Annotated in this window: 24 protein-coding genes; 11 read left to right on the top strand and 13 right to left on the bottom strand. The window is 70.3% G+C overall.

Going from position 1 to position 23,956, the window contains the following annotated elements; translation table 11 throughout:
* The first annotated feature begins 3 nt into the window (after positions 1-3).
* A complete protein-coding gene (locus tag ACWGIH_RS39695) occupies positions 4-1,713 on the top strand; it encodes a streptophobe family protein (RefSeq protein ID WP_453450622.1) in 1,710 nt (569 codons plus the stop codon).
* A 237-nt stretch (positions 1,714-1,950) separates the two neighbouring features.
* Positions 1,951-3,165 carry a phosphoserine phosphatase SerB gene (gene serB, locus ACWGIH_RS39690; protein ID WP_453450623.1) on the top strand — a complete coding sequence of 405 codons (1,215 nt, stop codon included), beginning with the start codon at positions 1,951-1,953 and terminating at the stop codon, positions 3,163-3,165.
* 88 nt (positions 3,166-3,253) lie between these two features.
* Here the strand turns inward: serB and ACWGIH_RS39685 are convergent, their stop codons facing one another.
* From ACWGIH_RS39685 to ACWGIH_RS39670, 4 genes are all read right to left on the bottom strand, one after another.
* Entirely contained in the window at positions 3,254-3,772 is a 519-nt protein-coding gene (locus ACWGIH_RS39685; RefSeq protein ID WP_453450624.1) for a SixA phosphatase family protein, read from the bottom strand.
* 88 nt (positions 3,773-3,860) lie between these two features.
* Positions 3,861-4,085 carry a hypothetical protein gene (locus ACWGIH_RS39680; protein WP_453450625.1) on the bottom strand — a complete coding sequence of 75 codons (225 nt, stop codon included), beginning with the start codon at positions 4,083-4,085 and terminating at the stop codon, positions 3,861-3,863.
* A 168-nt stretch (positions 4,086-4,253) separates the two neighbouring features.
* Complete coding sequence (locus tag ACWGIH_RS39675; RefSeq protein WP_453450626.1) at positions 4,254-4,370, bottom strand: SGM_5486 family transporter-associated protein; 117 nt, start codon at positions 4,368-4,370, stop codon at positions 4,254-4,256.
* An 82-nt stretch (positions 4,371-4,452) separates the two neighbouring features.
* Complete coding sequence (locus tag ACWGIH_RS39670; protein WP_453450627.1) at positions 4,453-5,757, bottom strand: CynX/NimT family MFS transporter; 1,305 nt, start codon at positions 5,755-5,757, stop codon at positions 4,453-4,455.
* A gap of 135 nt (positions 5,758-5,892) precedes the next feature.
* Here ACWGIH_RS39670 and ACWGIH_RS39665 point away from each other — a divergent pair, with 135 nt between their 5' ends.
* Positions 5,893-6,585 carry a FadR/GntR family transcriptional regulator gene (locus ACWGIH_RS39665; RefSeq protein ID WP_453450628.1) on the top strand — a complete coding sequence of 231 codons (693 nt, stop codon included), beginning with the start codon at positions 5,893-5,895 and terminating at the stop codon, positions 6,583-6,585.
* 56 nt (positions 6,586-6,641) lie between these two features.
* Here the strand turns inward: ACWGIH_RS39665 and ACWGIH_RS39660 are convergent, their stop codons facing one another.
* From ACWGIH_RS39660 to fabG, 3 genes are all read right to left on the bottom strand, one after another.
* A complete protein-coding gene (locus ACWGIH_RS39660; RefSeq protein WP_453450629.1) occupies positions 6,642-6,977 on the bottom strand; it encodes a hypothetical protein in 336 nt (111 codons plus the stop codon).
* Between the two features lie 143 nt (positions 6,978-7,120).
* Positions 7,121-7,882, bottom strand: a complete 762-nt coding sequence (gene fabI, locus ACWGIH_RS39655) for an enoyl-ACP reductase FabI (protein WP_363207922.1) — start codon at positions 7,880-7,882, stop codon at positions 7,121-7,123.
* 5 nt (positions 7,883-7,887) lie between these two features.
* Entirely contained in the window at positions 7,888-8,607 is a 720-nt protein-coding gene (gene fabG / locus ACWGIH_RS39650) for a 3-oxoacyl-[acyl-carrier-protein] reductase (protein WP_453450630.1), read from the bottom strand.
* Between the two features lie 185 nt (positions 8,608-8,792).
* Between fabG and ACWGIH_RS39645 the strand changes: the two genes are divergently transcribed.
* From ACWGIH_RS39645 to tyrS, 3 genes are all read left to right on the top strand, one after another.
* Positions 8,793-10,316, top strand: coding sequence for a TldD/PmbA family protein (locus ACWGIH_RS39645; RefSeq protein ID WP_453450631.1), 1,524 nt, complete (start codon positions 8,793-8,795; stop codon positions 10,314-10,316).
* Entirely contained in the window at positions 10,313-11,707 is a 1,395-nt protein-coding gene (locus ACWGIH_RS39640; protein ID WP_453450632.1) for a metallopeptidase TldD-related protein, read from the top strand. The genes ACWGIH_RS39645 and ACWGIH_RS39640 overlap by 4 nt, the downstream gene beginning before the upstream one ends.
* Before the next feature lie 83 nt (positions 11,708-11,790).
* Positions 11,791-13,068 (top strand): tyrosine--tRNA ligase, encoded by a 1,278-nt coding sequence (gene tyrS, locus ACWGIH_RS39635; RefSeq protein ID WP_453450633.1) that lies wholly within the window; start codon positions 11,791-11,793, stop codon positions 13,066-13,068.
* A gap of 75 nt (positions 13,069-13,143) precedes the next feature.
* Here the strand turns inward: tyrS and ACWGIH_RS39630 are convergent, their stop codons facing one another.
* Positions 13,144-13,419 (bottom strand): GlsB/YeaQ/YmgE family stress response membrane protein, encoded by a 276-nt coding sequence (locus ACWGIH_RS39630; protein ID WP_453450634.1) that lies wholly within the window; start codon positions 13,417-13,419, stop codon positions 13,144-13,146.
* Positions 13,420-13,634: 215 nt separating this feature from the next.
* On the opposite strand from ACWGIH_RS39630, the gene ACWGIH_RS39625 reads away from it, so the two are divergent.
* Together ACWGIH_RS39625 and ACWGIH_RS39620 are read left to right on the top strand one after the other, a co-directional pair.
* On the top strand, positions 13,635-14,024 hold the full coding sequence (locus tag ACWGIH_RS39625; protein ID WP_453450635.1) for a DUF3099 domain-containing protein: 390 nt from the start codon (positions 13,635-13,637) through the stop codon (positions 14,022-14,024).
* A gap of 189 nt (positions 14,025-14,213) precedes the next feature.
* Positions 14,214-14,429 (top strand): hypothetical protein, encoded by a 216-nt coding sequence (locus tag ACWGIH_RS39620; protein ID WP_453450636.1) that lies wholly within the window; start codon positions 14,214-14,216, stop codon positions 14,427-14,429.
* Positions 14,430-14,435: 6 nt separating this feature from the next.
* Here the strand turns inward: ACWGIH_RS39620 and moaA are convergent, their stop codons facing one another.
* From moaA to ACWGIH_RS39605, 3 genes are all read right to left on the bottom strand, one after another.
* Positions 14,436-15,443, bottom strand: a complete 1,008-nt coding sequence (moaA, locus tag ACWGIH_RS39615; RefSeq protein ID WP_453450637.1) for a GTP 3',8-cyclase MoaA — start codon at positions 15,441-15,443, stop codon at positions 14,436-14,438.
* Between the two features lie 178 nt (positions 15,444-15,621).
* Entirely contained in the window at positions 15,622-17,256 is a 1,635-nt protein-coding gene (locus tag ACWGIH_RS39610; RefSeq protein ID WP_453450639.1) for a solute symporter family protein, read from the bottom strand.
* Complete coding sequence (locus tag ACWGIH_RS39605) at positions 17,253-17,621, bottom strand: DUF485 domain-containing protein (protein WP_453450641.1); 369 nt, start codon at positions 17,619-17,621, stop codon at positions 17,253-17,255. The genes ACWGIH_RS39610 and ACWGIH_RS39605 overlap by 4 nt, the downstream gene beginning before the upstream one ends.
* A gap of 328 nt (positions 17,622-17,949) precedes the next feature.
* On the opposite strand from ACWGIH_RS39605, the gene ACWGIH_RS39600 reads away from it, so the two are divergent.
* The 3 genes from ACWGIH_RS39600 (at position 17,950) to ACWGIH_RS39590 (ending at position 22,303) form a co-directional block, all read left to right on the top strand.
* The gene (locus ACWGIH_RS39600) at positions 17,950-19,485 is read left to right on the top strand and encodes a S8 family peptidase (RefSeq protein WP_453450642.1); all 1,536 of its coding nucleotides are present in this window, start codon (positions 17,950-17,952) and stop codon (positions 19,483-19,485) included.
* A 14-nt stretch (positions 19,486-19,499) separates the two neighbouring features.
* Positions 19,500-21,083: a S8 family peptidase gene (locus ACWGIH_RS39595; RefSeq protein ID WP_453450643.1), complete on the top strand. Its 1,584-nt coding sequence runs from the start codon at positions 19,500-19,502 to the stop codon at positions 21,081-21,083.
* A gap of 164 nt (positions 21,084-21,247) precedes the next feature.
* The gene (locus tag ACWGIH_RS39590; protein WP_453450644.1) at positions 21,248-22,303 is read left to right on the top strand and encodes a CopD family protein; all 1,056 of its coding nucleotides are present in this window, start codon (positions 21,248-21,250) and stop codon (positions 22,301-22,303) included.
* Here the strand turns inward: ACWGIH_RS39590 and ACWGIH_RS39585 are convergent.
* Positions 22,233-22,991, bottom strand: coding sequence for a lysoplasmalogenase (locus ACWGIH_RS39585; protein WP_453450645.1), 759 nt, complete (start codon positions 22,989-22,991; stop codon positions 22,233-22,235). The genes ACWGIH_RS39590 and ACWGIH_RS39585 overlap by 71 nt on opposite strands.
* Positions 22,988-23,884, bottom strand: a complete 897-nt coding sequence (locus tag ACWGIH_RS39580) for a sterol desaturase family protein (RefSeq protein WP_453450646.1) — start codon at positions 23,882-23,884, stop codon at positions 22,988-22,990. The genes ACWGIH_RS39585 and ACWGIH_RS39580 overlap by 4 nt, the downstream gene beginning before the upstream one ends.
* Positions 23,885-23,956 lie beyond the last annotated feature (72 nt).

Genomic DNA, 23,956 nt, shown 5'->3' with positions numbered 1-23,956 from the left:
CAGATGGAGACCGGCGGGAAGCGGGCCGAAGGCCGGGGCGTGCGGTGGGGCGATGTGCTGCTCTCCGCGATTGCCGCCGTGAGCTGGGCTCTTGTCGGGATGGCCGGTACGGCTGCGCTCGGTCTGCATCTCCTCGGCGCGGACTCGGTGGGGTCTCTGGGGCCGATGACGGCTGCCGTGGTGGCTCTCGGCGCGGGTGGCTCGGTCACCCCGTCCGGTGACGTGTCGGCGTTCGGACTCGACGGCGCCGAGGCGACCACCGCGATCGACATCGCGCCGCTTGGTGTCGGGCTCGCGGGAGCGGTCCTCCTTGCGTATTTTTTCCTACGCTCCTTGCGCGGGGCGGGAGTTGTGATCACTCCGGCGGAACTGGCCGCGCGCGCGGGTGCGGTGATCGTCCTCTTTCTCGCGATGCTCGGGGGGCTCGCGTGGGCGGGTCACGACATCATCACGATCGACGGCGAGCAGCTGGGGATCGACAAGGGCATCGAGGAGGGGGTCGACCAGCTCCCCGATGACATCACGGACAAACTGCCCGACGGGCTCGGTGACATCGGCGGTCTGCTGCCCGACCGGCTCGGCGATCTCGCACAGGCGAAGGCATCCGTCGGTTTCACCGTGGACACGGGGCTGACCCTGCTCGGGGGCGCGGTGTGGGTGATCGGTGTCCTGGTGATCGCGCTGCTCGCCTCGCGCCGCACGCCGCTGCCGCGCGGTTGGGACGCCCTGCACCGCGTGGTGCGGCCCGCCGCGTCGGCGCTGGTCGCGGTGGCGCTCGTGGCGGTGCTGGCCGGGCTCGCGGCGGCGCTGTACGCGATGATCGGCGACGCCAACCCCAAGCGGATCGCGGGCGCCGCGCTGCTCGGGGCGCCGAACGGGGTGTGGCTCGGGGTGCCTGTCGGGCTCCTCGTGCCGTGGGACGGCGAGGCGACGGGCGAGCTGGCGAAGCTCCTGCCGGATCCGCTGGACGACCTGCTTGCGGGTTCGGGCGCGGCGGGGAACGAGGCGGTGACGCTGGGGCGGCTCGCGGAACTCGACAGCAGGGTCTGGCTCCTCGGGGTCGCTGCGGCGCTGATGATCCTGTTCGCGGGTGTGCTCACCGCGGTGCGCACTCCTTATCTACGTGGTGAGACGGGCGCCCTGCGGTTCGCCGGGCAGTGCGCGGTGCGGCTCGCCGTCCTGACGGCGCTCGCGCTGCCGTTGTTGGTGTGGCTGACGGGGGTGTCCGCGGACGCCTCGCTGTCCGTCCTCGGCTTCGACGCGTTCGGGGCGGGCATCGAGCTGCACGGACAGCTGGGGATGGCGTTCCTGCTTGGTGCGGCGTGGGGTGCCGGTGCGGGGGCGGTGGGGGCGTTGCTCGCGGTGGCCAGTGGGGCCGCGGGGGGCAGGGTTGCGCCGCTCGCCCTCGCGGGGGAGGCGCCTGGGGTGGCGCCGGCAACGGTGCAGGCGTCGACGGGGGCCGGCACGCCGGGGCCGGAGGCTGCCGGGCCGTACAGTCCCGGCGCGCCCTTCCGGCCCTCGAACCCCGACACCAACCCGTACCTTCGGCCGCCGCGTGATGTGTCCGGGACGCCGACGGTCATCGGACCGGTCGTTCCGCCCCCGCAGTCGAAGCCACGGCCCCGCACCTCGGGCAACGGCGACTGGCCGCCACCTCCCCCACCTCCACCGCCACCTCCACCGCCGGGGCCCCGGGGCGGCCGGGGGCGGTGAGCCCCTGTCGCCTCCCGGTTCCACCGGCTCCCCCACCGCCTCGCTCACATCCGCCGCCGGGGCCTCGGGGCGGCCGGGGCGGTGAGCCCCCTGGGCCTCGCGGTTCCGCCGCCTCCCGGCGGTGTCTCCCCCCGCTCGATCACCCCGCGCTGAACGGCCGCTCCGAGCGCACACGCGTGTCCGCCAAGCGGACCGGCGGCACGGCCCCGCGGGGTGCCGGATACCGTGGGCCTCACCATGAGCGCTTCGCAGCCCCCGCAGCCCGCCGATGTCCCCACGCTCCTCGTCAAGATCTTCGGCAAGGACCGTCCCGGAATCACCGCAGGCCTCTTCGACACCCTCGCCGCCTACTCCGTCGACGTCGTCGACATCGAGCAGGTCGTCACCCGTGGCCGCATAGTGCTGTGCGCGCTCGTGACCGAGCCGCCGGCCGGCCTGGAGGGCGACCTGCGGTCCACCGTCCACAGCTGGGCCGACTCCCTGAAGATGCAGGCCGAGATCATCTCTGGCATCGGTGACAACCGCCCGCGTGGCCTCGGCCGCTCCCATGTCACCGTGCTCGGTCACCCCCTGACCGCCGAGTCGACCGCCTCCATCGCCGCCAGCATCACGGCGACCGGCGGCAACATCGACCGCATCTTCCGGCTCGCCAAGTACCCCGTCACTGCCGTGGAGTTCGCCGTCTCCGGCACGGAGACCGAGCCGCTGCGCACCGCCCTCGCCCTGGAGGCCGCGAAGCTCGGCGTGGACGTGGCCGTCGTCGCCGCGGGCCTGCACCGCCGCGCCCAGCGGCTCATCGTGATGGACGTGGACTCGACCCTCATCCAGGACGAGGTGATCGAGCTCTTCGCGGCGCACGCGGGCTGCGAGGACAAGGTCGCCGAGGTGACCGAGGCCGCGATGCGCGGCGAACTGGACTTCGAGCAGTCCCTGCACGCCCGCGTGGAGCTCCTCGCCGGGCTCGACGCCTCGGTCGTCGACAAGGTCCGTGCCGAGGTACGCCTCACCCCCGGCGCCCGCACCCTCATCCGCACGCTGAAGCGCCTCGGGTACCAAGTGGGCGTCGTCTCGGGCGGGTTCACCCAGGTGACCGATGATCTGAAGGAACGTCTCGGCCTCGACTTCGCCCAGGCCAACACCCTGGAGATCGTCGACGGCAAGCTCACCGGCAAGGTGACCGGAGAGATCGTGGACCGAGCGGGCAAGGCCAGGCTCCTTCGCCGCTTCGCCGACGAGGCCGGGGTCCCGCTGGAGCAGACCGTCGCGATCGGCGACGGCGCCAATGACCTCGACATGCTGAACGCGGCCGGGCTCGGTGTCGCCTTCAACGCCAAGCCCGTCGTCCGGGAGGCCGCGCACACCGCGGTGAACGTCCCCTTCCTCGACACCGTCCTCTACCTCCTCGGTGTCACCCGCGAAGAGGTCGAGGCGGCGGACACGCACACCGACTGAGGTCACCGGCGCCCGCTTCGTCGCGCCTTGCACCGATGGCCCCCGTACCGCTGCGGTACGGGGGCCATCGGTGTAGGTGCGTCCGGGGTCAGTCGGAGGGGGCCCAGTAGTCGGTGAGGGTGCCGACGCCCGGCTCCAGGGCCTTCCATGAGCCGGAGTACGTCAGGACGGCGAAGGCCGCGGTCGGGAAGCCGCGACGGTCCATGCGCGTACGGGAGTCGCCCTCGGCCTTGCCCGCGAGGATGTCGGCGAGCCCCTGCACTCCGGGGTTGTGGCCGATCAGTACGACGTTCTGTACGTCGTCCGGGGTTTCGTTGAGCACGGCGATCAGCTCGCCCGGAGAGGCTTCGTACAGCCGCTCCTCGTAGACGGTCTTGGGCCTGTGCGGCAGCTCATGGACGGCGAGCTTCCATGTCTCGCGGGTCCTGGCGGCGGTCGAGCAGAGGGCCAGGTCGAAGGGGATGCCGCTGTCGGCGAGCTTGCGCCCGGCGACGGGGGCATCCTTGCGGCCGCGCTCAGCGAGGGGCCGCTCATGGTCGGTCACCTGCGGCCAGTCGGCCTTCGCATGCCGGAAGAGGATAATCCTGCGGGGTTCTGCGACGCTCATGCGTCCCAGCTTCGCATGAAACCTGCCAGCGGGCGCAGGGAGTTGGTGTGCTCCCCCGCGACGGGTGACGGCGTCCGGCCGGGGCAGGTCAAGGGGCCGTGCCGAACACGGCCTCCCGAATGCGTTCGAGGACGTGGGTGACCACCGGCTCGCCGCTCGCCGCGTGTGCGTCGGCGGGGTTCAGTATCAGCAGGAGCAGGGCCGCGAAGGCGATGGCGGGGAGGGCGATGGCCCACCACGGAAGCTGGATCTCGACGCTCGCGGAATCCTTCGGGGCTCCCGGGTGGCGCCGAGTGTGCGAACGGGCCGACATGCCGCCTCCGTGGTCTTCGAGTCCTGCGCGCCGCGTCCTCGCGGCCACATCTCGAAGGTACGGATCCGGCGACCCTCGGCACATCCGGTGATCCACCCACTTGACCCTGACACTGGCCCCCTAGGGGACGGTGGTGCTAACCCCACCATCGGCCCCGCCGGGGTCAGTTCACGGCGAGGCGATGGAGGCGATGATCCCGATGATCACGGTGATGCCCAGCATCGCGCCGAGCACGAGGAGCAGCTTCTTCTGGCCGTTCTGGGGGTTCGGGTCGAGCACTGGCATGGGGAGAGTGTCGCACCCTTTGTCCGAGGAGTCGCCGCCGGGGGTCCGAGGAGTCCCCGCCGGGGGTCCGGCGCCGCCAAGGTCAGGCAGCCGCCGCGACCTCGTCCTCGACCGTGCGGTTGCGGCCCGCCAGGATGCCCACCACGATCTGCGGCACCATCAGGCCCGCCATGAGCGCGATCGGCAGGCCCCAGCCGCCGCTGTGCTGGTAGAGAACGCCCACCAGGAGCGGTCCCGGGATAGAGATCAGATACCCCGTGCTCTGCGCGAACGCCGAGAGCTTGGCGACGCCCACACTGCTCTTGGCCCGCATGCCGACCATCGTGAGGGCCAGCGGGAAGGCGCAGTTGGAGATGCCGAGCAGCAGGGCCCACGCCCAGGCGCCGCTCTCGGGGGCGAGGTAGAGGCCCGCGTATCCGGCGAGACCGCAGGCGCCGAGCACGACCACCACGGGGCCCTGGTTCGGCAGCCGGGTGGCGACCCGCGGGATGACGAAGGCCAGCGGGACGCCCATCGCCATGGTGACGGCGAGAAGCACGCCGGCCTCCCCCGCCGGAACCCCCGCGTCACGGAAGATCTGCGGCATCCAGCCCATGGTGATGTACGCGGCGGTGGCCTGGAGCCCGAAGAAGCAGGCCAGCGCCCATGCCGTACGGCTGCGTGTGATGCGCAGTCCCGCGTCCTCCTTGCGCACCTCGGAGCTGACGTGCTCCGGGGCGGCCGACGCGGTACGGCGGTCCCGCACGAGGGGCACCCACGGCACGACGGCGACGACGGCGAGCGCCGCCCACACCACGAGTCCGTTCTGCCAACTGCCGCCCAGCGCATCGGTCATGGGCACGGTGACGGCCGCGGCCAGCGAGGTGCCGAGGGCGAGCGCCATCGAGTAGAGCCCGGTCATCGAGCCGACCCGGTCGGGGAACCAGCGCTTCACGATCACCGGCATCAGGACGTTGCTGACCGCGATGCCCATGAGGGCGAGCGCGCTCGCGGCGAGGAAACCGACGGTGCCGCCGAGGAAGGGGCGGATCGCCAGACCCGTGGCGATGGCGACCATGCCCGCGCAGACCACGGCGCTGGGGCCGAACCGGCGGGCGAGCCGCGGTGCCATCACTCCGAAGACCGCGAAGCAGAGCGGCGGGACGGAGGTGAGAAGACCGGCGAGCGTGCCGCTCATGCCGAGCCCGTCACGCACCTCTTCGAGGAGGGAGCCGAGGCTGGTGATGGCCGGGCGGAGGTTGAGGGCGGCCAGGACGATGCCGACCATGACGAGACGCGTCGCCCACGCGCGCGTGGGGGGCTGTTTCTCAGCTGCCCCGTTGGCCGCGCCGGTGCGTATGGGTGTCGTCGGGGTCGGTGTCATCGTCGGGGTTTCCTCACTAGCCATGGGGCCATCATAGAATCATGGGATGATTGGCTGTCCAATCCGCTCGCGTCACCTCACCCAGAACCGCTCGCGTCACATCACCCGTAACCTCGTCCCGCACGGCCCCGTCCGTCATCCCGCGCACGAAGGAACGTCATGCCGCTGACCACCCCTCACCGATCGGCGCTCTCCGAGCAGGTCATCGCCGAGCTGCGCAACCAGATCTCCACGGGCGAGTGGCCGGTCGGCTCCCGCATCCCCACCGAGCCCGAGCTGGTCGAGCAACTGGGCGTGGCGCGCAACACCGTCCGGGAGGCGGTGCGCGCCCTCGCGCACAACGGCCTGCTCGACATCCGCCAGGGCTCGGGCACCTACGTGGTCGCGACCAGCGAACTGGCCGGCGTCATGCAGCGCAGGTTCGCCGAGACGGACCCGCGGCACATCGCGGAGCTGCGCAGCACGCTGGAGTCGAGCGCGGCGAAGCTGGCCGCGCAGCGGCGCACGGAGCGCGACCTCAAGCAGCTCGACGCCCTCCTGGAGCGTCGCGAGGAGGCCTGGGCCTCGGGCGACGCCGAAGCCTTCGTGGCGGCCGACGCGACCTTCCACCTGGCCGTCGTGGCCGCCTCGCACAACGACGCGATGACGGCGATGTACGCCGACCTCGGTGAGGTGATGGTGGACTGGCTGCGCGAGGACATCGGCGAGGAGCTGACCCCCGAGAGCCACATGGACCACGCCCGGCTCGTCGACGCGATCCGCGAGAACGACGCGGAGGCGGCGGCCAAGGAAGCGGCCGGCTACCCCTTCATGTGCCGCAGGGAACTGTTCGACGACCCCGCACGCCCCTGACCCCCTCGGCCCTGGCTCCCTCGCCGCCGAGTCCCTCGCCCCTGGCCGTCACTTCCCTACTTCCCGTGGCTGACCCAGACGGCCCGGATCTCCTTCCAGCACCGCCCCGTGAGCCGCACGGTCTGCGCGGGCCCCACCTCGACGGTCACGCCGTCGCTGTCGATGTCCCACCACTGCTCGCACTCCACGTGCAGCCGGACCCGGTCGGTCTCGGGGTACGGGTTGTGGCAGTGCACGACCGCCTCCGAGCCCTCGACGCTGGTGCGGCACTCCGAGCCGAAGGGCCGCGGTTCGGCGGCCTCCACACGCGCGCGTGGAGGCTTCGCTCCTCCGACGGCATGCGAGGCGGCGCCGTACGACAGGGCGATCAGCAGGGTGAGAGCGGCGAGCACCGCAGGAGGTGACGGGCGCACACTTCAGGGTGCGCGACCCTGCCCCGACCTCGCCTGGTCAGTGGGCCGAACGGGCGACGCCCCGCCTCCCGCGCGGTGCGGGGGACGAGGCGTCAGGAACGTACGGAATGCCTGGTCGGACGTCAGGCGCCCATCATGTGCACGCCGCCGTCGACGTGGATGATCTCGCCGGTCGTCTTCGGGAAGAAGTCCGAGAGCAGCGCGACGATGCCGCGGCCCGCGGGCTCGGGGTCGGCCATGTCCCAGTCCAGCGGGGAACGGGTGTTCCACACATCGGCAAGGTCGGCGAAGCCCGGGATGGACTTGGCGGCCATGGAGCCGATCGGACCCGCCGAGATCATGTTGCAGCGGATGTTCTCCTTGCCCAGGTCGCGGGCGAGGTAACGGCTGGTGGCCTCGAGGGCGGCCTTGGCCGGGCCCATCCAGTCGTACTTCGGCCAGGCGAACTGCGCGTCGAAGGTCAGCCCCACGACGGAGCCGCCGTTCGGCATCAGGGGACGGCACGCCATGGTGAGCGACTTCAGGGAGAACGCCGAGACGTGCATCGCCGTCGCGACGTCCTCGAAGGTCGCCTCGAGGAAGTTGAAGGCACCCTGCGGGGCGAAGCCGATGGAGTGCACGATGCCGTCGAGGCCGCCGAGCTCGTCCTTGACCAGGCCCGCGAGCCGGTCGAGGTGCTCCTGGTTGGTCACGTCGAGCTCGATGACCTTGGCCGGCTTGGGCAGCTTCTTGGCGATGCGCTCGGTGAGCGTGGGGCGCGGGAAGGCGGTGAGGATGATCTCGGCGCCCTGCTCCTGCGCGACCTTGGCCGCGTGGAACGCGATGGAGGACTCCATCAGGACGCCGGTGATCAAAATCTTCTTGCCGTCGAGAATTCCGCTCATGGTGATCAGTGACCCATGCCCAATCCGCCGTCAACGGGGATGACGGCTCCAGTGATGTACGACGCGTCGTCCGAGGCGAGGAACTTCACCGCGGCGGCGATCTCCTCGGGCTGCGCGTAACGGCCGAGCGGCACCTGCGCCATGATGTTCGACCGCTGCTCGTCGGTCAGCGCCTTGGTCATGTCGGTGTCGACGAAACCGGGCGCCACGACGTTGAAAGTGAGGTTGCGCGACCCGAGCTCACGGGCGAGCGAGCGCGCGAAGCCGACCAGTCCCGCCTTGGAGGCGGCGTAGTTCGCCTGCCCCGGGCCGCCCATCAGGCCGACGACCGAGGAGATCAGCACGACGCGGCCCTTCTTGGCGCGCAGCATGCCGCGGTTGGCGCGCTTCACGACACGGAAGGTGCCGGTGAGGTTGGTGTCGAGGACGGACGTGAAGTCCTCCTCGGACATCCGCATGAGGAGCTGGTCCTTGGTGATCCCGGCGTTGGCCACCAGGATCTCCACCGGACCGTGCTTCTCCTCGATCTCCTTGTAGGCCTGCTCCACCTGCTCGGCGTCGGTGATGTCGCACTTGACGGCGAGGACTCCGAGCTCCGTGAGGGCCTGGGGCGGTTCACCCGAGCGGTAGGTGATCGCGATCTTGTCGCCGGCGTCGGCGAAGACGCGGGCGATGGCGAGGCCGATGCCCCGGTTTCCTCCGGTGACGAGAACCGAGCGGCTCAACGGATCACCCTTTCGATAGCGGTCTGGTACCTCGAAAACCTATCGGTACCGTGCTCCATACGGAGAATCGACGACCGACAGTGGCTTACCGGACTCACTGTCGGGTCCCTACAGAAATCTCTGGCCGCCGAGCCCTCACGCGCGACATGATCTGAGCGACCGGTGCCGACAGCAGGGAGATACCCGTGCCTCATTCCATCGATGAAGCCTTCACGGCGCTGCCGCTCAGGGCCCTCGCCGACGCGGCGCTCGCCCGCGCGCGTGCCCTGGGCGCCGACCACGCGGACTTCCGCCTCGAGCGGGTGCGCAGCGCGTCCTGGCGGCTCAAGGACGCCAGGCCGTCCGGCACGTCGGACACCACGGACCTGGGCTACGCGGTCCGTGTCGTGCACGGCGGCACCTGGGGGTTCGCCTCGGGCGTGGATCTGACGATGGACGCGGCGGCGAAGGTCGCGTCCCAGGCCGTGGCGATGGCCAAGCTCTCGGCGAAGGTCATCAAGGCCGCGGGGTCGGACGAGCGTGTGGAGCTCGCGAGTGAGCCCGTGCACGCCGACAAGACCTGGGTGTCGGCGTACGAGATCGACCCCTTCTCCGTGCCGGACGAGGAGAAGAGCGGGCTGCTCGCCGAGTGGAGCTCGCGGCTGCTCGCCGCCGACGGCGTCTCGCACGTCGACGCCTCGCTGCTCACCGTGCACGAGAACAAGTTCTACGCGGACACGGCGGGGACGGTGACCACGCAGCAGCGGGTCCGCCTTCACCCGCAGCTCACCGCGGTCGCGGTCGACGGGACGAGCGGCGAGTTCGACTCGATGCGGACCATCGCGCCGCCGGTCGGGCGCGGCTGGGAGTACCTCACCGGCACCGGCTGGGACTGGGACGCCGAGCTCGCGCGCATCCCGGAGCACCTCGCCGAGAAGATGCGGGCGCCGAGCGTGGAGGCCGGCTCGTACGACCTGGTGGTGGACCCCTCGAACCTCTGGCTGACGATCCACGAGTCCATCGGCCACGCCACGGAGCTGGACCGCGCGCTCGGCTACGAAGCCGCGTACGCGGGGACGTCGTTCGCCACCTTCGACCAGCTCGGCAAGCTCGCGTACGGCTCGTCGCTCATGAACGTGACGGGTGACAGGACGGCCGAGCACGGCCTCGCGACCATCGGGTACGACGACGAGGGCGTGGCCGGGCAGTCCTGGGACCTGGTCAAGGACGGCACCCTGGTCGGCTACCAACTGGACCGGCGCATCACGAAACTCACCGGTTTCGAGCGGTCCAACGGCTGCGCGTACGCGGACTCCCCCGGCCATGTGCCGGTGCAGCGCATGGCGAACGTGTCGCTCCAGCCGGATCCGGGCGGGCTCGGCACGGAGGATCTGATCGCAGGCGTGGACCGGGGCATCTACGTGGTGGGTGACCGTTCCTGGTCAATTGATATGCAAAGGTACAACTTCCAGTTCACCGGACAGCGCTTCTACCGCATCGAGAACGGCCGCATCACCGGACAGCTCCGTGATGTCGCGTACCAGGCGACCACCACCGACTTCTGGGGTTCGATGGCCGCGGTCGGCGGCCCGCAGACCTATGTGCTCGGCGGCGCCTTCAACTGCGGCAAGGCCCAGCCGGGCCAGGTCGCGGCGGTCTCCCACGGCTGCCCCTCGGCCCTGTTCCGAGGCGTGAACATACTGAACACCACGCAGGAGGCCGGTCGATGAGCCGCAGCGTCACCAAGCCGCACGAGATCGTCGAGCGTGCCCTCGAACTGTCCACCGCCGACGGCTGCGTCGTCATCGCCGACGAGCGCTCGACCGCGAACCTGCGCTGGGCGGGCAACGCCCTGACCACGAACGGCGTCACCCGCGGCCGCACGCTCACCGTCATAGCGACCGTCGACGGCCAGGAAGGCACCGCGTCCGGCGTCGTCTCACGCTCGGCGGTGACCGCCGCCGATCTTGAGCCCCTGGTCCGCGCCGCCGAGCACGCCGCGCGCGGGGCGGGCCCCGCCGAGGACGCGCAGCCGCTGGTGTCCGGGGGCAAGGAGTCCGCTGACTTCAGGGACGCACCCGGCGAGACGTCATCGGCGGTCTTCACGGAGTTCGCCCCGGCGCTCGGCGAGGCGTTCGCGACGGCCCGGGCAGGCGGACGCGAGCTGTACGGCTTCGCGAACCACGAGCTCGTGTCGAGCTACCTGGGGACGTCGACAGGCCTGCGTCTACGGCACGACCAGCCCAACGGCACCCTGGAGCTCAACGCGAAGTCCCCCGACCGCACGAAGTCGGCGTGGGCGGGGCGTGCGACGCGGGACTTCAAGGACGTCGACCCGGCGGCCCTCGACGCGGAGCTCGCCAAGCGGCTTGGATGGGCCCAGCGGCGCGTCGACCTGCCCGCGGGGCGGTACGAGACGCTGCTCCCGCCGACCGCCGTCGCCGACCTGCTGATCTACCAGCTGTGGTCGGCGTCGGCCAGGGACGCGGCCGAGGGCCGGACGGTCTTCTCCAGGCCCGGCGGCGGGACCCGCGTCGGCGACCGGCTGGCCGAGCTGCCCCTGACGCTGCGCAGCGACCCGAACGAGCCGGGCCTGGAGTCCGCGCCGTTCGTGCTGGCGCACGCCTCGGGCGGCGACTCCTCCGTCTTCGACAACGGGCTTCCGCTGGCCGCCACCGAGTGGGTGCGCGCGGGCGAGCTGGCGCATCTGACCAGCACCCGGCACAGCGCGGGCCTGACCGGCCTTCCGGTGGCGCCCGCCATAGACAACCTCATCCTCGACGGCGGCACCGACCGCTCCCTGGAGGAGATGGTCGCGGACACCGAGCGCGGGCTGCTCCTGACCTGCCTCTGGTACATCCGTGAGGTCGACCCGGCCACCCTGCTGCTCACCGGGCTCACCCGGGACGGCGTCTACCTCGTGGAGAACGGCGAGGTCGTGGGCGAGGTGAACAACTTCCGCTTCAACGAGTCGCCGGTGGACCTGCTCTCGCGGGCCTCCGAGGCCGGGCGTACGGAGAAGACGCTGCCCAGGGAGTGGGGCGACTGGTTCACCCGGGCCGCGATGCCCGCCCTGCGCATCCCCGACTTCAACATGAGCTCGGTCAGCCAAGGCGTGTGACGCCCATAGACTGGCCGGTGCCAGCCGGTACCGGCCAGAAAGCCCTACGACCGGCCAGAAACCTTTCAAGGAGACACAAGACCGTGACGGACATCGTCGACGAGCTGAAGTGGCGGGGACTTTTCGCCCTGTCCACGGACGAAGATGCACTGCGTAAGGCGCTCGCGGACGGCCCCGTCACGTTCTATTGCGGCTTCGACCCGACCGCGGCCAGCCTCCACGTCGGGCACCTGGTGCAGGTCCTCACCGTCCGCAGGCTCCAGCAGGCGGGCCACCGCCCGCTGGCGCTCGTCGGCGGCGCCACGGGCCAGATCGGTGACCCGCGACCGACCGCCGAGCGCACCCTGAACGACCCGGAGACGGTCGCGAACTGGGTGTCCCGGCTGCGCTCGCAGATCGAGCCGTTCCTGTCCTTCGAGGGCGAGAACGCCGCGGTCATGGTCAACAACCTGGACTGGACCGCGGGCATGTCCGCGATCGAGTTCCTGCGGGACATCGGCAAGCACTTCCGCGTGAACAAGATGCTGACCAAGGACTCCGTGGCCCGCCGCCTGGAGTCCCAGGAGGGCATCTCGTACACGGAGTTCAGCTACCAGCTGCTCCAGGGCATGGACTTCCTCGAGCTCTACCGGCGCTACGGCTGCTCGCTGCAGCAGGGCGGATCCGACCAGTGGGGCAACCTCACGGCCGGCATCGACCTGATCCACCGCCTGGAGCCGGACGCGACGGTGCACGCGATCGCGACGCCGCTGATGGTCAAGGCGGACGGCACCAAGTTCGGCAAGACCGAGGGTGGCGCCGTCTGGCTCGACCCGCAGATGACGACGCCGTACGCGTTCTACCAGTTCTGGCTGAACGTGGACGACCGGGACGTCTCGACGTACATGCGCATCCTCAGCTTCAAGTCCCGCGAGGAACTCGAGGAGATCGAGAAGCTCACCGAGGAGCGCCCGCAGGCCCGTGCGGCCCAGCGTGCGCTCGCCGAGGAGCTGACGACCCTGGTGCACGGCGCCGACCAGTGCGCCGCGGTCATCGCCGCCTCCAAGGCCCTGTTCGGCCAGGGTGAGCTCGGCGACCTCGACGAGGCGACGCTGAGCGCGGCCCTCTCGGAGCTGCCGCGTGTCCAGGTCGCCGAGCTGGGCCCGGTGGTGGACCTCCTCGCGGAGGTCGGCCTGGTGGCGAGCAAGTCCGCGGCCCGCCGCACGGTCAAGGAGGGCGGTGCCTACGTGAACAACGCGAAGGTCGCCTCCGAGGACGCCGTGCCGTCCCGCGACGAGCTTCTGCACGGGCGCTGGCTCGTGCTGCGCCGAGGCAAGAAGAACCTGGCGGCCGTCGAGGTCACTGCGGGCGCCGCGAGCTGACCCGCGTTCCCGTATGCGCACGAGAGGGGCCGGCCCGTGGCGACCGGCCCCTCTCGCATGGAGCGTTCTCGCAGGTCAGGCGCGTCGCCTGTTGCCCTTGATCGCCTTGTACGCCATGTCTCCGACGCCCACGACGACGAGTGCCGCCACGAGCTGCAGGGCATGCCGACCCCAGTCGATGCCCTTGGTGTCATCGATGCCGAACGCCGAGGCAAGCGAGTTGCCGATGATCGCGCCGATGATGCCGAAGATCGTGGTCAACCAGAGCGGACTGTGCTGCTTCCCGGGCAGGATCGCCTTGGCGATCAGCCCCAGCACGAATCCCACGACGATGGCCCACAACCAGCTCATAGCTGCCTCCTCATTCGGCTCAACATGAGCATTACGGCAAGTCTCGACCGATCCTCCATACGGCGCATGTCGGGCACCCCCATACGTGGCATGGCGCAGACAGGACACCGAGAAGAGGCCTGCCCCGGTCTCGAAGGCTGCGCAGCCGCGGCGTAACGTGGACCGGGTCCGGGCCGGGGAGCGCCCGGCTTCTTGTGAGCAGGCGGTGGAATGTGATGCGGAAGCAGAGCGGCACCCAGGTCTTCCGGATCACAGGGGCCCGGCAGGGACTCGCGGACGACGTGCGGGGCAGGCAGCGGCGGTACGTGATCTCGATGTCGATCCGTACGCTTTCGGTCATTGCCGCGGCGGTGCTGTGGAACGTCGAGCGGCATGTCGCCCTCGTCGCACTGGTGCTCGGCATCCTCCTTCCGTACATCTCCGTCGTGATCGCCAACGCGGGGCGGGAGAACATCCCTTCGCTGCCGTCGACCTTCATACCGGCACCGTCCCGGCCGATCCTCGCGCCGCCGCCCCCGCGCGACGCGTCCGCGGAACCCGTCCCGGAAGCCGGCGCGGGCCCCGTGCAGGGCGAGCCCAACGCTCCGTCAGGCCCTCAGAACTGACCGTCGACGTTGCGCCAAGCTCAAGAAAAGCTCAGATCAATCATGTGGTTCCGGTGCCAGGCACCGGGTCCCCCGTGACATACTTCGTACGCGCTCCGCATCCCCCGTCGGAGCGACAGACCGACGCCGGGCAGCTCCCCCCGTGGCTGCTCGGCGTCGCCTTGTTTTGAACGCACTTGGACGTTATTCGTGAGCGACGAAACACCGATCTGTTCCGCCAAGGGCTGCCGCGCCGCCGCCGTGTGGGTGCTGGCGTGGAACAACCCGAAGATCCACACCCCGGAGCGCCGCAAGACGTGGCTCGCCTGTGAGGAACACCGCGAGCACCTCTCTCAATTCCTGGGGGTACGCGGCATGTTGAAGGACGTCGTGCCGCTCGCCGACTGGGAAGCCCCGGAGAGCTAGCGCGCGCTAGCCGCCGATCGCCGACATCGGGCGGTCGGGCTGCAGGAACGCCGGGTCGTCGAGGCCCGAGCCCGCCTTCTTGCCCCACATCGCGAGCTTCCATATGCGCGCGATCGCTTCGTCCGAGCCGCTCTCGCTGTCCTCCTCGTTCGCCCGCAGAGCCGCCCTGAGGTCGGTCTCCTCGGTGGCGAACAGGCAGGTGCGGACCTGGCCGTCGGCCGTGAGCCGGGTGCGGTCGCAGGCCGAGCAGAACGGGCGGGTGACGGAGGCGATGACACCGACGCGATGCGGACCGCCGTCCACGACCCAGCGCTCGGCCGGCGCGGAGCCCCGCTCGCCGGAGCCCTCTTCCGTGAGCTCGAAGCGCGTACGCAGCGACTGCAGGATGTCACCGGCAGTGATCATTCCGTCGCGCTTCCAGCCGTGCTGGGCGTCCAGGGGCATCTGCTCGATGAACCGCAGTTCGTAGTCGTTCTCGACGGCCCAGGCGAGGAGGTCGGGGGCCTCGTCGTCGTTCAGGCCGGGCATCAGGACCGTGTTGACCTTGACCGGGGTCAGGCCGGCGTCACGGGCCGCCTCGAGGCCTTCCAGGACGTCCTTGTGACGGTCACGGCGGGTGAGGGTCTTGAAGACGTCGGGCCGCAGGGTGTCCAGGGAGACGTTCACCCGGTCGAGGCCCGCGGCCTTGAGGGCGGCGGCGGTGCGCTTGAGGCCGATGCCGTTCGTCGTCAGGGACATCTTGGGGCGTGGCTCCAACTGGGCGCAGCGCTCGATGATGCCGACGAGGCCCGGGCGCAGGAGCGGCTCGCCGCCGGTGAAGCGGATCTCGGTGATGCCGAGCTGCGTCACGGCGATCCGGATGAGCCGGACGATCTCGTCGTCGCTGAGGAGCTCGGACTTGGACAGCCACTGCAGTCCCTCTTCGGGCATGCAGTAGGTGCACCGCAGATTGCACTTGTCGGTCAGCGAAACCCGCAGATCGGTGGCCACTCGGCCATAGGTGTCGATGAGCACGTGGGCCCCCTCCCTGATCCTGTTCAGCCGTTCGGTTCAGTACCACGAGCCTACGTGACGGGACTGACATCGTCGGGGGCCCGATCCCACGAGGAGCGGCGCGGCCGCGTCGTAGAGATCTACCAACGATCTACGACGCGGCCGCTGACGTGCGTGTTTCAGGCGGAAGCCGGGCGGATCAGTGGGCTCCGGTTCCCGTGAGGGACCGTACCTCCAGCTCCGCGTACTTGCCCTTGTCCGGCTCCTCCTTCGACAGGATCGTGCCGAGCCAGCCGAGCAGGAAGCCCAGCGGGATGGAGATCAGGCCCGGGTTCTCCAGCGGGAAGAGGTCGAAGTTGGCGTCGGGGAACATCGAGGTGGGCTTGCCCGACACGACCGGCGAGAACAGCACCAGGCCGACGGCCGCGATCAGACCGCCGTAGATGGACCAGAGCGCGCCCTGCGTGGTGAACCGCTTCCAGAAGAGGCTGTAGAGGATCGTCGGCAGGTTCGCCGAGGCCGCGACGGCGAAGGCGAGGGCGACCAGGCCCGCCACGTTGAGGTCGCGGGCCAGGGCGCCGAGGGCGATGGAGACGATGCCGATGAGGACGGTCGACCAGCGAGCGGCCTTCATCTCCTCCTTCTCGGTGGCCTTGCCCTTCTTGATGACGTTGGCGTAGATGTCGTGCGCGAACGAGGACGACGAGGCCAGCGTGAGACCCGCGACGACCGCGAGGATCGTGGCGAAGGCGACCGCGGAGATCACGGCGAGCAGGAGCGCGCCGCCGGTGGAGTCGCCACCGCCGCCGATCTCCAGGGCGGCGAGGGGCGCCGCGGTGTTGCCCGCCTTGTTCGAGGCGATGATGTCGCCGGGCTTGAGCAGGGCGGCGGCGCCGAAGCCGAGGACGATCGTCATCAGGTAGAAGGAGCCGATGATGCCGATCGCCCAGTTCACGGACTTACGCGCGGCCTTGGAGGTCGGCACCGTGTAGAAGCGGATCAGGATGTGCGGCAGTCCCGCCGTGCCGAGCACCAGGGCGATGCCGAGCGAGAGGAAGTCCAGCTTCGATGTGCCGCTCGCGCCGTACTTGAGGCCGGGCTCCAGGAAGGCCGAGCCCTTGCCGCTGTTGGAGGCGGCGGTGCCGAGCAGGTCGGAGACGTTGAAGTTGAACTTCAGCAGGATCAGGAAGGTGATCAGGATGGTGCCCGCGATGAGCAGCACGGCCTTGACCATCTGCACCCAGGTGGTGCCCTTCATGCCGCCGATGGTGACGTAGACGATCATCAGGACGCCGACGAGGGCGACGATCAGGATCTTGCCCGCGTCACTCGTGATGCCGAGCAGCAGCGAGACCAGGACACCGGCGCCCGCCATCTGCGCGAGCAGGTAGAAGATCGAGACGACGATCGTGGAGGTGCCCGCCGCGGTGCGCACCGGACGCTGGCGCATGCGATAGGCGAGGACGTCGCCCATCGTGTACCGGCCGGAGTTGCGCAGCGGCTCGGCGACCAGGAGGAGCGCCACGAGCCAGGCGACCAGGAAGCCGATGGAGTAGAGGAAGCCGTCGTACCCGAAGAGGGCGATGGCGCCCGCGATGCCGAGGAAGGACGCGGCGGACATGTAGTCGCCGGAGATCGCCAGACCGTTCTGGAAGCCGGTGAACTGGCGGCCGCCCGCGTAGAAGTCGGAGGCGCTCTTGGTCTGGCGCCCCGCCCAGACGGTGATGAAGAGGGTCGCGACGACGAAGGCCGCGAAGAGGCTGATGATCAGCGCCCGGTGCTCGGAGGCGTCGGACGTCGCCGCCAGGACAGTGGTGTTCAGCGCGGGGCTCATGCGCCGGCCTCCAGACGGGACTTGATGGCCTCGGCCTTGGGGTCGAGCTTCGCGTTGGCGTGGCGCGAGTAGAACCAGGCGATGAGGAACGTGGTCAGAAACTGTGCGAGGCCGAGGATCAGGGCCACGTTGATGTTGCCGAAGACCTTGGTGCCCATGAAGTCGCCCGCGTAGTTGGAGAGCAGGACGTACGCGAGGTACCAGACGATGAAGGCGATGGTCAGCGGGAAGGCGAACGAGCGGTGCGCCTTGCGGAGTTCACCGAACTCGGCACTCGCTTGCTCCTGGAGGAATTCTTCCGTGGACGGCGCGTATGGGGCGGGGGCTGCTCCGTCCTTGGACGGAGGGGATGCTTCGGGGGCCACGGAGTCTTCTCCTCGTGGTGCGGGTGCGGTGGGGACGGACAGCTGATCCATTGACTCTCTTCGATCCAGCAGTGACGCGGATCACGTGAGCCACGGATGGCGATGCTAAGGCCACGGGACGTGATCCGACAGGGGTCGATGTTGCTTCCGTTACCTGTTCAACGTCTCGACGGCGCGCGCGGCGCGGTGTGCCGGATCGTTTTCTTCTGGAATCCATTGCTGGCCTGGGAGTTCGGGGGATAGCTTCACCCTGCACAGCCCGTCATGTACCTGCCCGATCACTTGTCGTGTTCGGGCAGTTCACGTATCCGGATGATGTGGAGATCCCATGGCTCATCTGCGTTCCAGACGTCGCATCGCGCTCACCGTGCCCCTCGGCATCGCGCTCGCGGCGTCGGTCGGCTTCGCTCCCGGTGTCGCGACCGCGGCCCCCGACGCCCCCACCACCGCGTCCGCGAAGGCCGAGGCCCCGAAGCTCGCCTACGTCGTCAACACCCGCACGGACTCCAAGACGATCGCGTACGTCAAGAGGGCGATCGCCAAGGCGGACGGCACCGTCGTCGTCGCCTACCCGAAGATCGGCGTGATCGTCGCGCACTCGGCCAACCCCGACTTCGGCAAGCAGCTGCGCAAGGTCAAGGGCGTCCAGTCCGCGGGCGCGACCCGCACCTCGCCCCTGACGGCGGCGGGCACCACGGAGGAGGGCGCCCCGACCCTCCTGTCGAAGTCCGACGCCAAGGCGCTCAAGGCGCAGGCAGCCGGTTCGGCCGCCGAGCCCCTCGAGGCCGACCAGTGGGACCTGCGCGCGATAGGCGCCGACAAGGCAGCCAAGATCAACCCGGGCAGCAAGAAGGTCACCGTGGGCGTCATCGACACCGGAGTCGACGACACCCACCCGGACCTCGCGCCCAACTTCTCGGCCTCGCAGTCGGCGAGCTGTGTCGGCGGCAAGGCGGACACCTCGGCCGGCGCCTGGCGCCCGGAGAAGCCCGACCACTACCACGGCACGCACGTCGCCGGCGAGATAGCCGCCGCCCGCAACGACGTGGGCGTCGCGGGCGTCGCCCCCGGCGTGAAGGTCGCCGGGATCAAGGTGGCCGACCCGGTCAGCGAGCTGTTCTACCCGGAGAGCGTCGTCTGCGCGTTCGTGTTCGCCGCCGACCAGGGCATCGAGATCACGAACAACAGCTACTACGTGGACCCGTGGCTCTACAACTGCATGGACGACCCGGACCAGCGGGCCATCGTCGACGCGGTCAACCGCGCCCAGCTGTACGCCCAGAAGAAGGGCACCCTGAACCTCGCCTCGGCGGGCAACTCCAACCACGACCTCGCCGCCGACGAGATCCTGGACGACTCCAGCCCGGACGACTCGACGCCGGTGCCGCGCACCATCGACCCCTCCGAGTGCTTCGACCTCCCGACGCAGCTGCCGGGTGTGGTCACGGTCAGCGCGACGGGCGTTCAGAACCTCAAGTCGTACTACTCGACGTACGGCAAGGGCGTCATCGACATCGCGGCCCCCGGCGGCGACAGGTACCAGATCCCGGCCGACACCCCGTCGAAGAACGGCCGCATCCTCTCCACGATGCCGGGCAACCAGTACGGCTGGCTGCAGGGCACCTCGATGGCGTCGCCGCACGCCGCGGGCGTGGCCGCGCTCCTGAAGTCGACGCACCCCAAGGCGAGCCCCGCCGAGATCCAGCGGCTTCTCAAGAAGCAGGCCGACAACCCGGGTTGCCCGACGGCCCCGTACGACCCGGACGGTGACGGCAAGGTCGACGCGGTCTGCGAGGGCGGCAAGAACAAGAACGGCTTCTACGGCAGCGGGATCGTCGACGCGCTCGACGCCGTGAAGAAGTGAGGGGCCCGCACTCCATGACCGCACCCTTCACGCGCTCCCGCCGCGTGCTCGCACTCCCGCTCGGCATGGCGGTGGCCTCGGCCGTCGCCTTCCTGCCGGGCACGGCATCGGCGCAGCCCGACGCCGCGGCCCGCCCCGGCACCCCGGTGTCGTCGGCCGTGTCCGCCCTGGGCGCGCTCACCGACGGCACGTCGATGAGCTACGTCGTCAACGTCCGCGCCGGGCACGGCGGTTCACCGTCCGCCAAGACGTCGGCGTACGTGAAGAGGGCCATCGGCAAGGCGGGCGGCACCGTCGTCATCGCGTACGACAGGATCGGCGTGATCGTCGTCCACTCGTCGAACGCGGACTTCGCCAAGGAGATCCGCGGGGCGAAGGGCGTCGCGTCGGCGGGAGCCACTCGTACGGCTCCGCTGTCCGCGCAGTCCGACGACGCCCTCGAGGCCGACCGGCCCCTGACCGCCGCCGAGGCGGAGCAGGCGGCCGGGCAGGCGGGCGCGGGCCAGGACGAGCTCGAGCCGCTCCAGTGGGATCTGCCCGCCATCAAGGCGGACAAGGCCCACAAGGAGTCGCTCGGCAGCTCCAGGGTCACCGTCGGCGTCCTGGACTCCGGAGTGGACGACACGCACCCGGACATCGCGCCGAACTTCGACGCGAAGGCGTCCGCGAGCTGTCTGGGCGGCGTGCCCGTGCAGAAGGACAGCGCGTGGCGTCCGGTGAGCGGGGAGAGCGACCACGGCATGCACGTGGCGGGCACCATCGCCGCCGCGAAGAACGGCACCGGCGTCACCGGTGTCGCTCCGGGCGTGAAGGTGGCGAGCCTGAAGGTGGCCGAGCCGGCGACCGGCATGTACTACACGGAGGCCGTGGTCTGCGGCTTCATGTGGGCGGCCGATCACGGCGTCGACGTCACCAACTCCAGCTACTACACCGACCCGTGGCTGTTCAACTGCACGACGGACGACGACCAGAAGGCCCTGGTCGACGCCGTCGGGCGGGCCACCCGGTACGCGGAGCGCAAGGGCGCGGTGAACGTCGCGGCGGCCGGCAACGCCGAGACGGACCTCGCGCAGGACGAGATCGTCGACGACTCCAGCCCGGACGACACGACGCCCACGGAGCGCACCATCAAGACGGCGGACTGCCTCGACCTGCCGTCGCAGCTTCCTGGTGTCGTGACCGTCTCGGCCACGGGCGCGAAGGGCATCAAGTCCTCGTACTCGAACTACGGCAAGGGCGTCATCGACATCGCGGCGCCGGGCGGTGACTCGACGAGGTTCCAGACGCCGGACGCGCCGGCCACGGACGGCCGCATCCTGTCGACGCTGCCGGGCGGCAAGTTCGGCTACAAGGCGGGTACGTCGATGGCGTCACCGCACGCCGCGGGCGTGGCCGCGCTCGTCAAGTCGGCCCACCCGCACGCGTCGTCGGCGAAGGTCAAGGCGCTGCTCTACGGCGAGGCCGACGCCATGAAGTGCACCGATCCGTACGACATCGACGGCGACGGCAAGGTCGACGCGGTGTGCGCGGGCGGCAAGAACAAGAACGGCTTCTACGGCGTGGGCATGATCGACGCCTTGGACGCCGTGCGGAAGTAGCGGGTTCGCGAGGCGAACCGGGCCGGGCGGTCGTGTACCGCCCGGCCCTTCGTGTGCGCGCCCGTGACCGGAGCGCCCGCGTGGTTCCGGTGGGGCGGAACGGGGCTCCGCCAGTTGTTTGCCAGGACTTGCCCGTCAAGGGTGCACCTGGTGAAGATCATGTGGTGAGCTCCATACAACCGTCCGCCGACCCCGGTGGCGAGGTCCCGGCCGACGCGGCAGCCGCCGCGTCCCGCGCCTCGCACCGCGCACCGCGCCGCCCGTCGGCGAGGCATGCCGTCGCCGTGCTGATCCTGGTGGCCGTCGCCGCCGTGGTCCCGCTGCTCGGCCCGTCGGCGGCACTGCGCGGCACCGGGGAGGCCGAGGCGCCCGGCACGGCCGGGATCACGTTCCTGCGGACGGTCATGTTCGCCGCGCTCTGCGTGCAGTTGGGCGAGGTGTACGCGATCCGGCTCGCGCGCCGGGTGCCGGGGGCGCCGCTGGACCGTGAGCCGCGCAGCTGGGCGGCGTACGCGGCGGGCGGGGGCCTCGTGGCCGCGCTCGGGCTTGCTTCGGTGGTGGCCACCGGCAATCTGGTCCCGCACCAGCTCTCCGACATGGACATCGGCGGCCTCTACGCGACGCGGGACGGCAGGCTCGCGCTCCTGGAGGTCAACGCCTTCGTCGTGGCGCTGCTCTGCTCGCGCTCGCGCCGCCCCTCCACCGCCGCGCTGCCGCTGGCCGCGGTGATCGTCGCGGAGGCGCTGCGGGCCCATCCCCCGGTGGAGGACACCGCGCTCATCGGCACCGGCCTGACCCTGGTGCATCTGACCTGCGGGGTGCTGTGGGCGGGTGGCCTGCTGCAGGTGCTGCGGATGCTGCGGCTGTGGCGGACGTTCGCCCCGGAGGCGGGCGCGGCGGTGCTGGGGCTCTACGCGCGCGTGGCGGCCGTTCTCCTCGCCGCGATCACGGTGACGGGGGTGTACAGCACGCTGCGCCGGATGCCGCCGGGCACGGTCGTCGACCAACTGACGGAGACGGCCTACGGGCGCACGCTGCTCGCCAAGGTGCTCCTCGTGGCGGCCGTGGCCGTCCTGGCGCTGCTCGCGCGCCGGCGGCTGCGCAGGGCGCCCGATCCGGTCTCGGCGTACTCCCCCGCGCGCTGGGAGGTCATCCTGCTCGGGGTCGTGGTGGCGGTGTCGGCTCTGCTGACCGCGTTGCCGCTGCCGATTCGCTGGTGAGCCGCTGGGGCTGCTGAGGCGTTCCGGGCCGGTGAGGCTGCTGGTGCTGCGCTGCCAGTACGCCGCGGACCAGCAGGAACTGGGCGGCGATGTAGGTGAGCATGATCCAGAAGTCGGGGCGCGGGGCCTGCGGCCACTCGGCGACGCCGGTCGCGATGAGGGTGTCCGACAGGAGGAACAGCGCGCCGCCGGCCGCCGCGGTGAGGCCCAGCCTCGTGGCGCCGAACGCCATCGCGGTGAGCAGGAGGCTGTAGCCCGCCACCGGGCCGCGCATGTCCGGCGGGAGGTCCGGCCAGAGGAGCGCGACCGTGACGACGAGGGCGGTGGCGTACCCGGCCACCAGCCAGCCGCCACGCGCGCGTGGCGTGCCGTGGCGCTTGAAGAGGGCGAGGTAGCAGACGTGGCCTGCCGCGAAGGAGCCCATGCCCGCCAGGAACGCGGGGTCCGCGTCGAAGAGCAGGAGGGTGTCGCCTCCCCAGCCGAAGAGGAGGGCCGCGGTCAGCAGGCGTGGGCCCTTGACCGTGAGTACGTATGCGGCCAGGAGCGGCATCAGCAGGGGCTTGAAGACCATGTGCCCGGTGTCGGAGCTCGCCAGAAGCGCGGTGAGGTCGCCCGCCGCCGCCAGGGCGAACGCGGCCAGGAGCGGCTTCGCCGCCGACTGCTTGCCCGCCGCGGGGCCAGGGCTCATGCCGCGCTCTCCGTCACCGGCTCCGTCGCGGTCTCCTGGGCGGCCCGCGGCTGCACGGATTCCCGCGGTTGCCAGCCAGGGCCCCGGAACAGCCGTCCGCCCCGCTCGCGCCAACTGGTGGCCTTCCTGAGGTCCCTGGCGATCGCCACGTACTCGTGCGTGGCCACCCGCAGCGGGTTGTACGTGGTGATGTTCTTCGTGAGGCCGTAGACGGGGCGGTCCGTCTCCGCGACCCAGGAGCCGAACATCCGGTCCCAGATGATCAGGATGCCGCCGAAGTTACGGTCCAGATAGCCGCCCTGCGAGGCGTGGTGGACGCGGTGGTGGGAGGGCGTGTTGAAGACGAACTCGAAGGGACGCGGCAGCTTCCCGATGCGTTCGGTGTGGATCCAGAACTGGTAGACGAGGTTCGCCGACGAGCAGAACGCGAGCGCCGCGGGATGGACGCCGAGAGCGATCAGCGGGAGGTAGAACGGCCACACCGTCAGGCTCGTCCAGGGCTGGCGCAGCGCCGTCGTGAGGTTGAACTTGCGGCTGGAGTGGTGCACGACGTGGCAGGCCCACAGGATGCGGATCACGTGGTGTCCGCGGTGCGACCAGTAGTAGAAGAAGTCCTGCGCGAGCAGCATCAGCGGGATCGTCCACCACAGCACGGGAATGTGCAGCGGCGTCAGCGCGTACACCGCCGTGTAGATCGCCACGATGGGGATCTTCCACAAGAGGTCGAAGGCGAGGCTGCCGAGCCCCATGGTCACGGAGGTGGCGGCGTCCTTCGTCTCGTATCCGGCTTCGTCCTCGTCGGGATGGATGCGGTGGCTGACGATCTCCACGACGGTGAGCAGCACGAAGGCAGGTATGGACCACAGCACGACATCGGGCAGGTTCGGCGGCATGCGTGCACCGTAAGGGCCCCCGGTCGACCGCCGCTAGACGTAGTTACCGACAAGTATTACCCGCGGTAAAGA

This window comes from Streptomyces sp. NPDC054872, assembly GCF_053610705.1.
The sequence above is the reverse complement of the archived record's forward strand: the minus strand, read 5'-3'. Positions and strand labels throughout refer to the sequence as shown.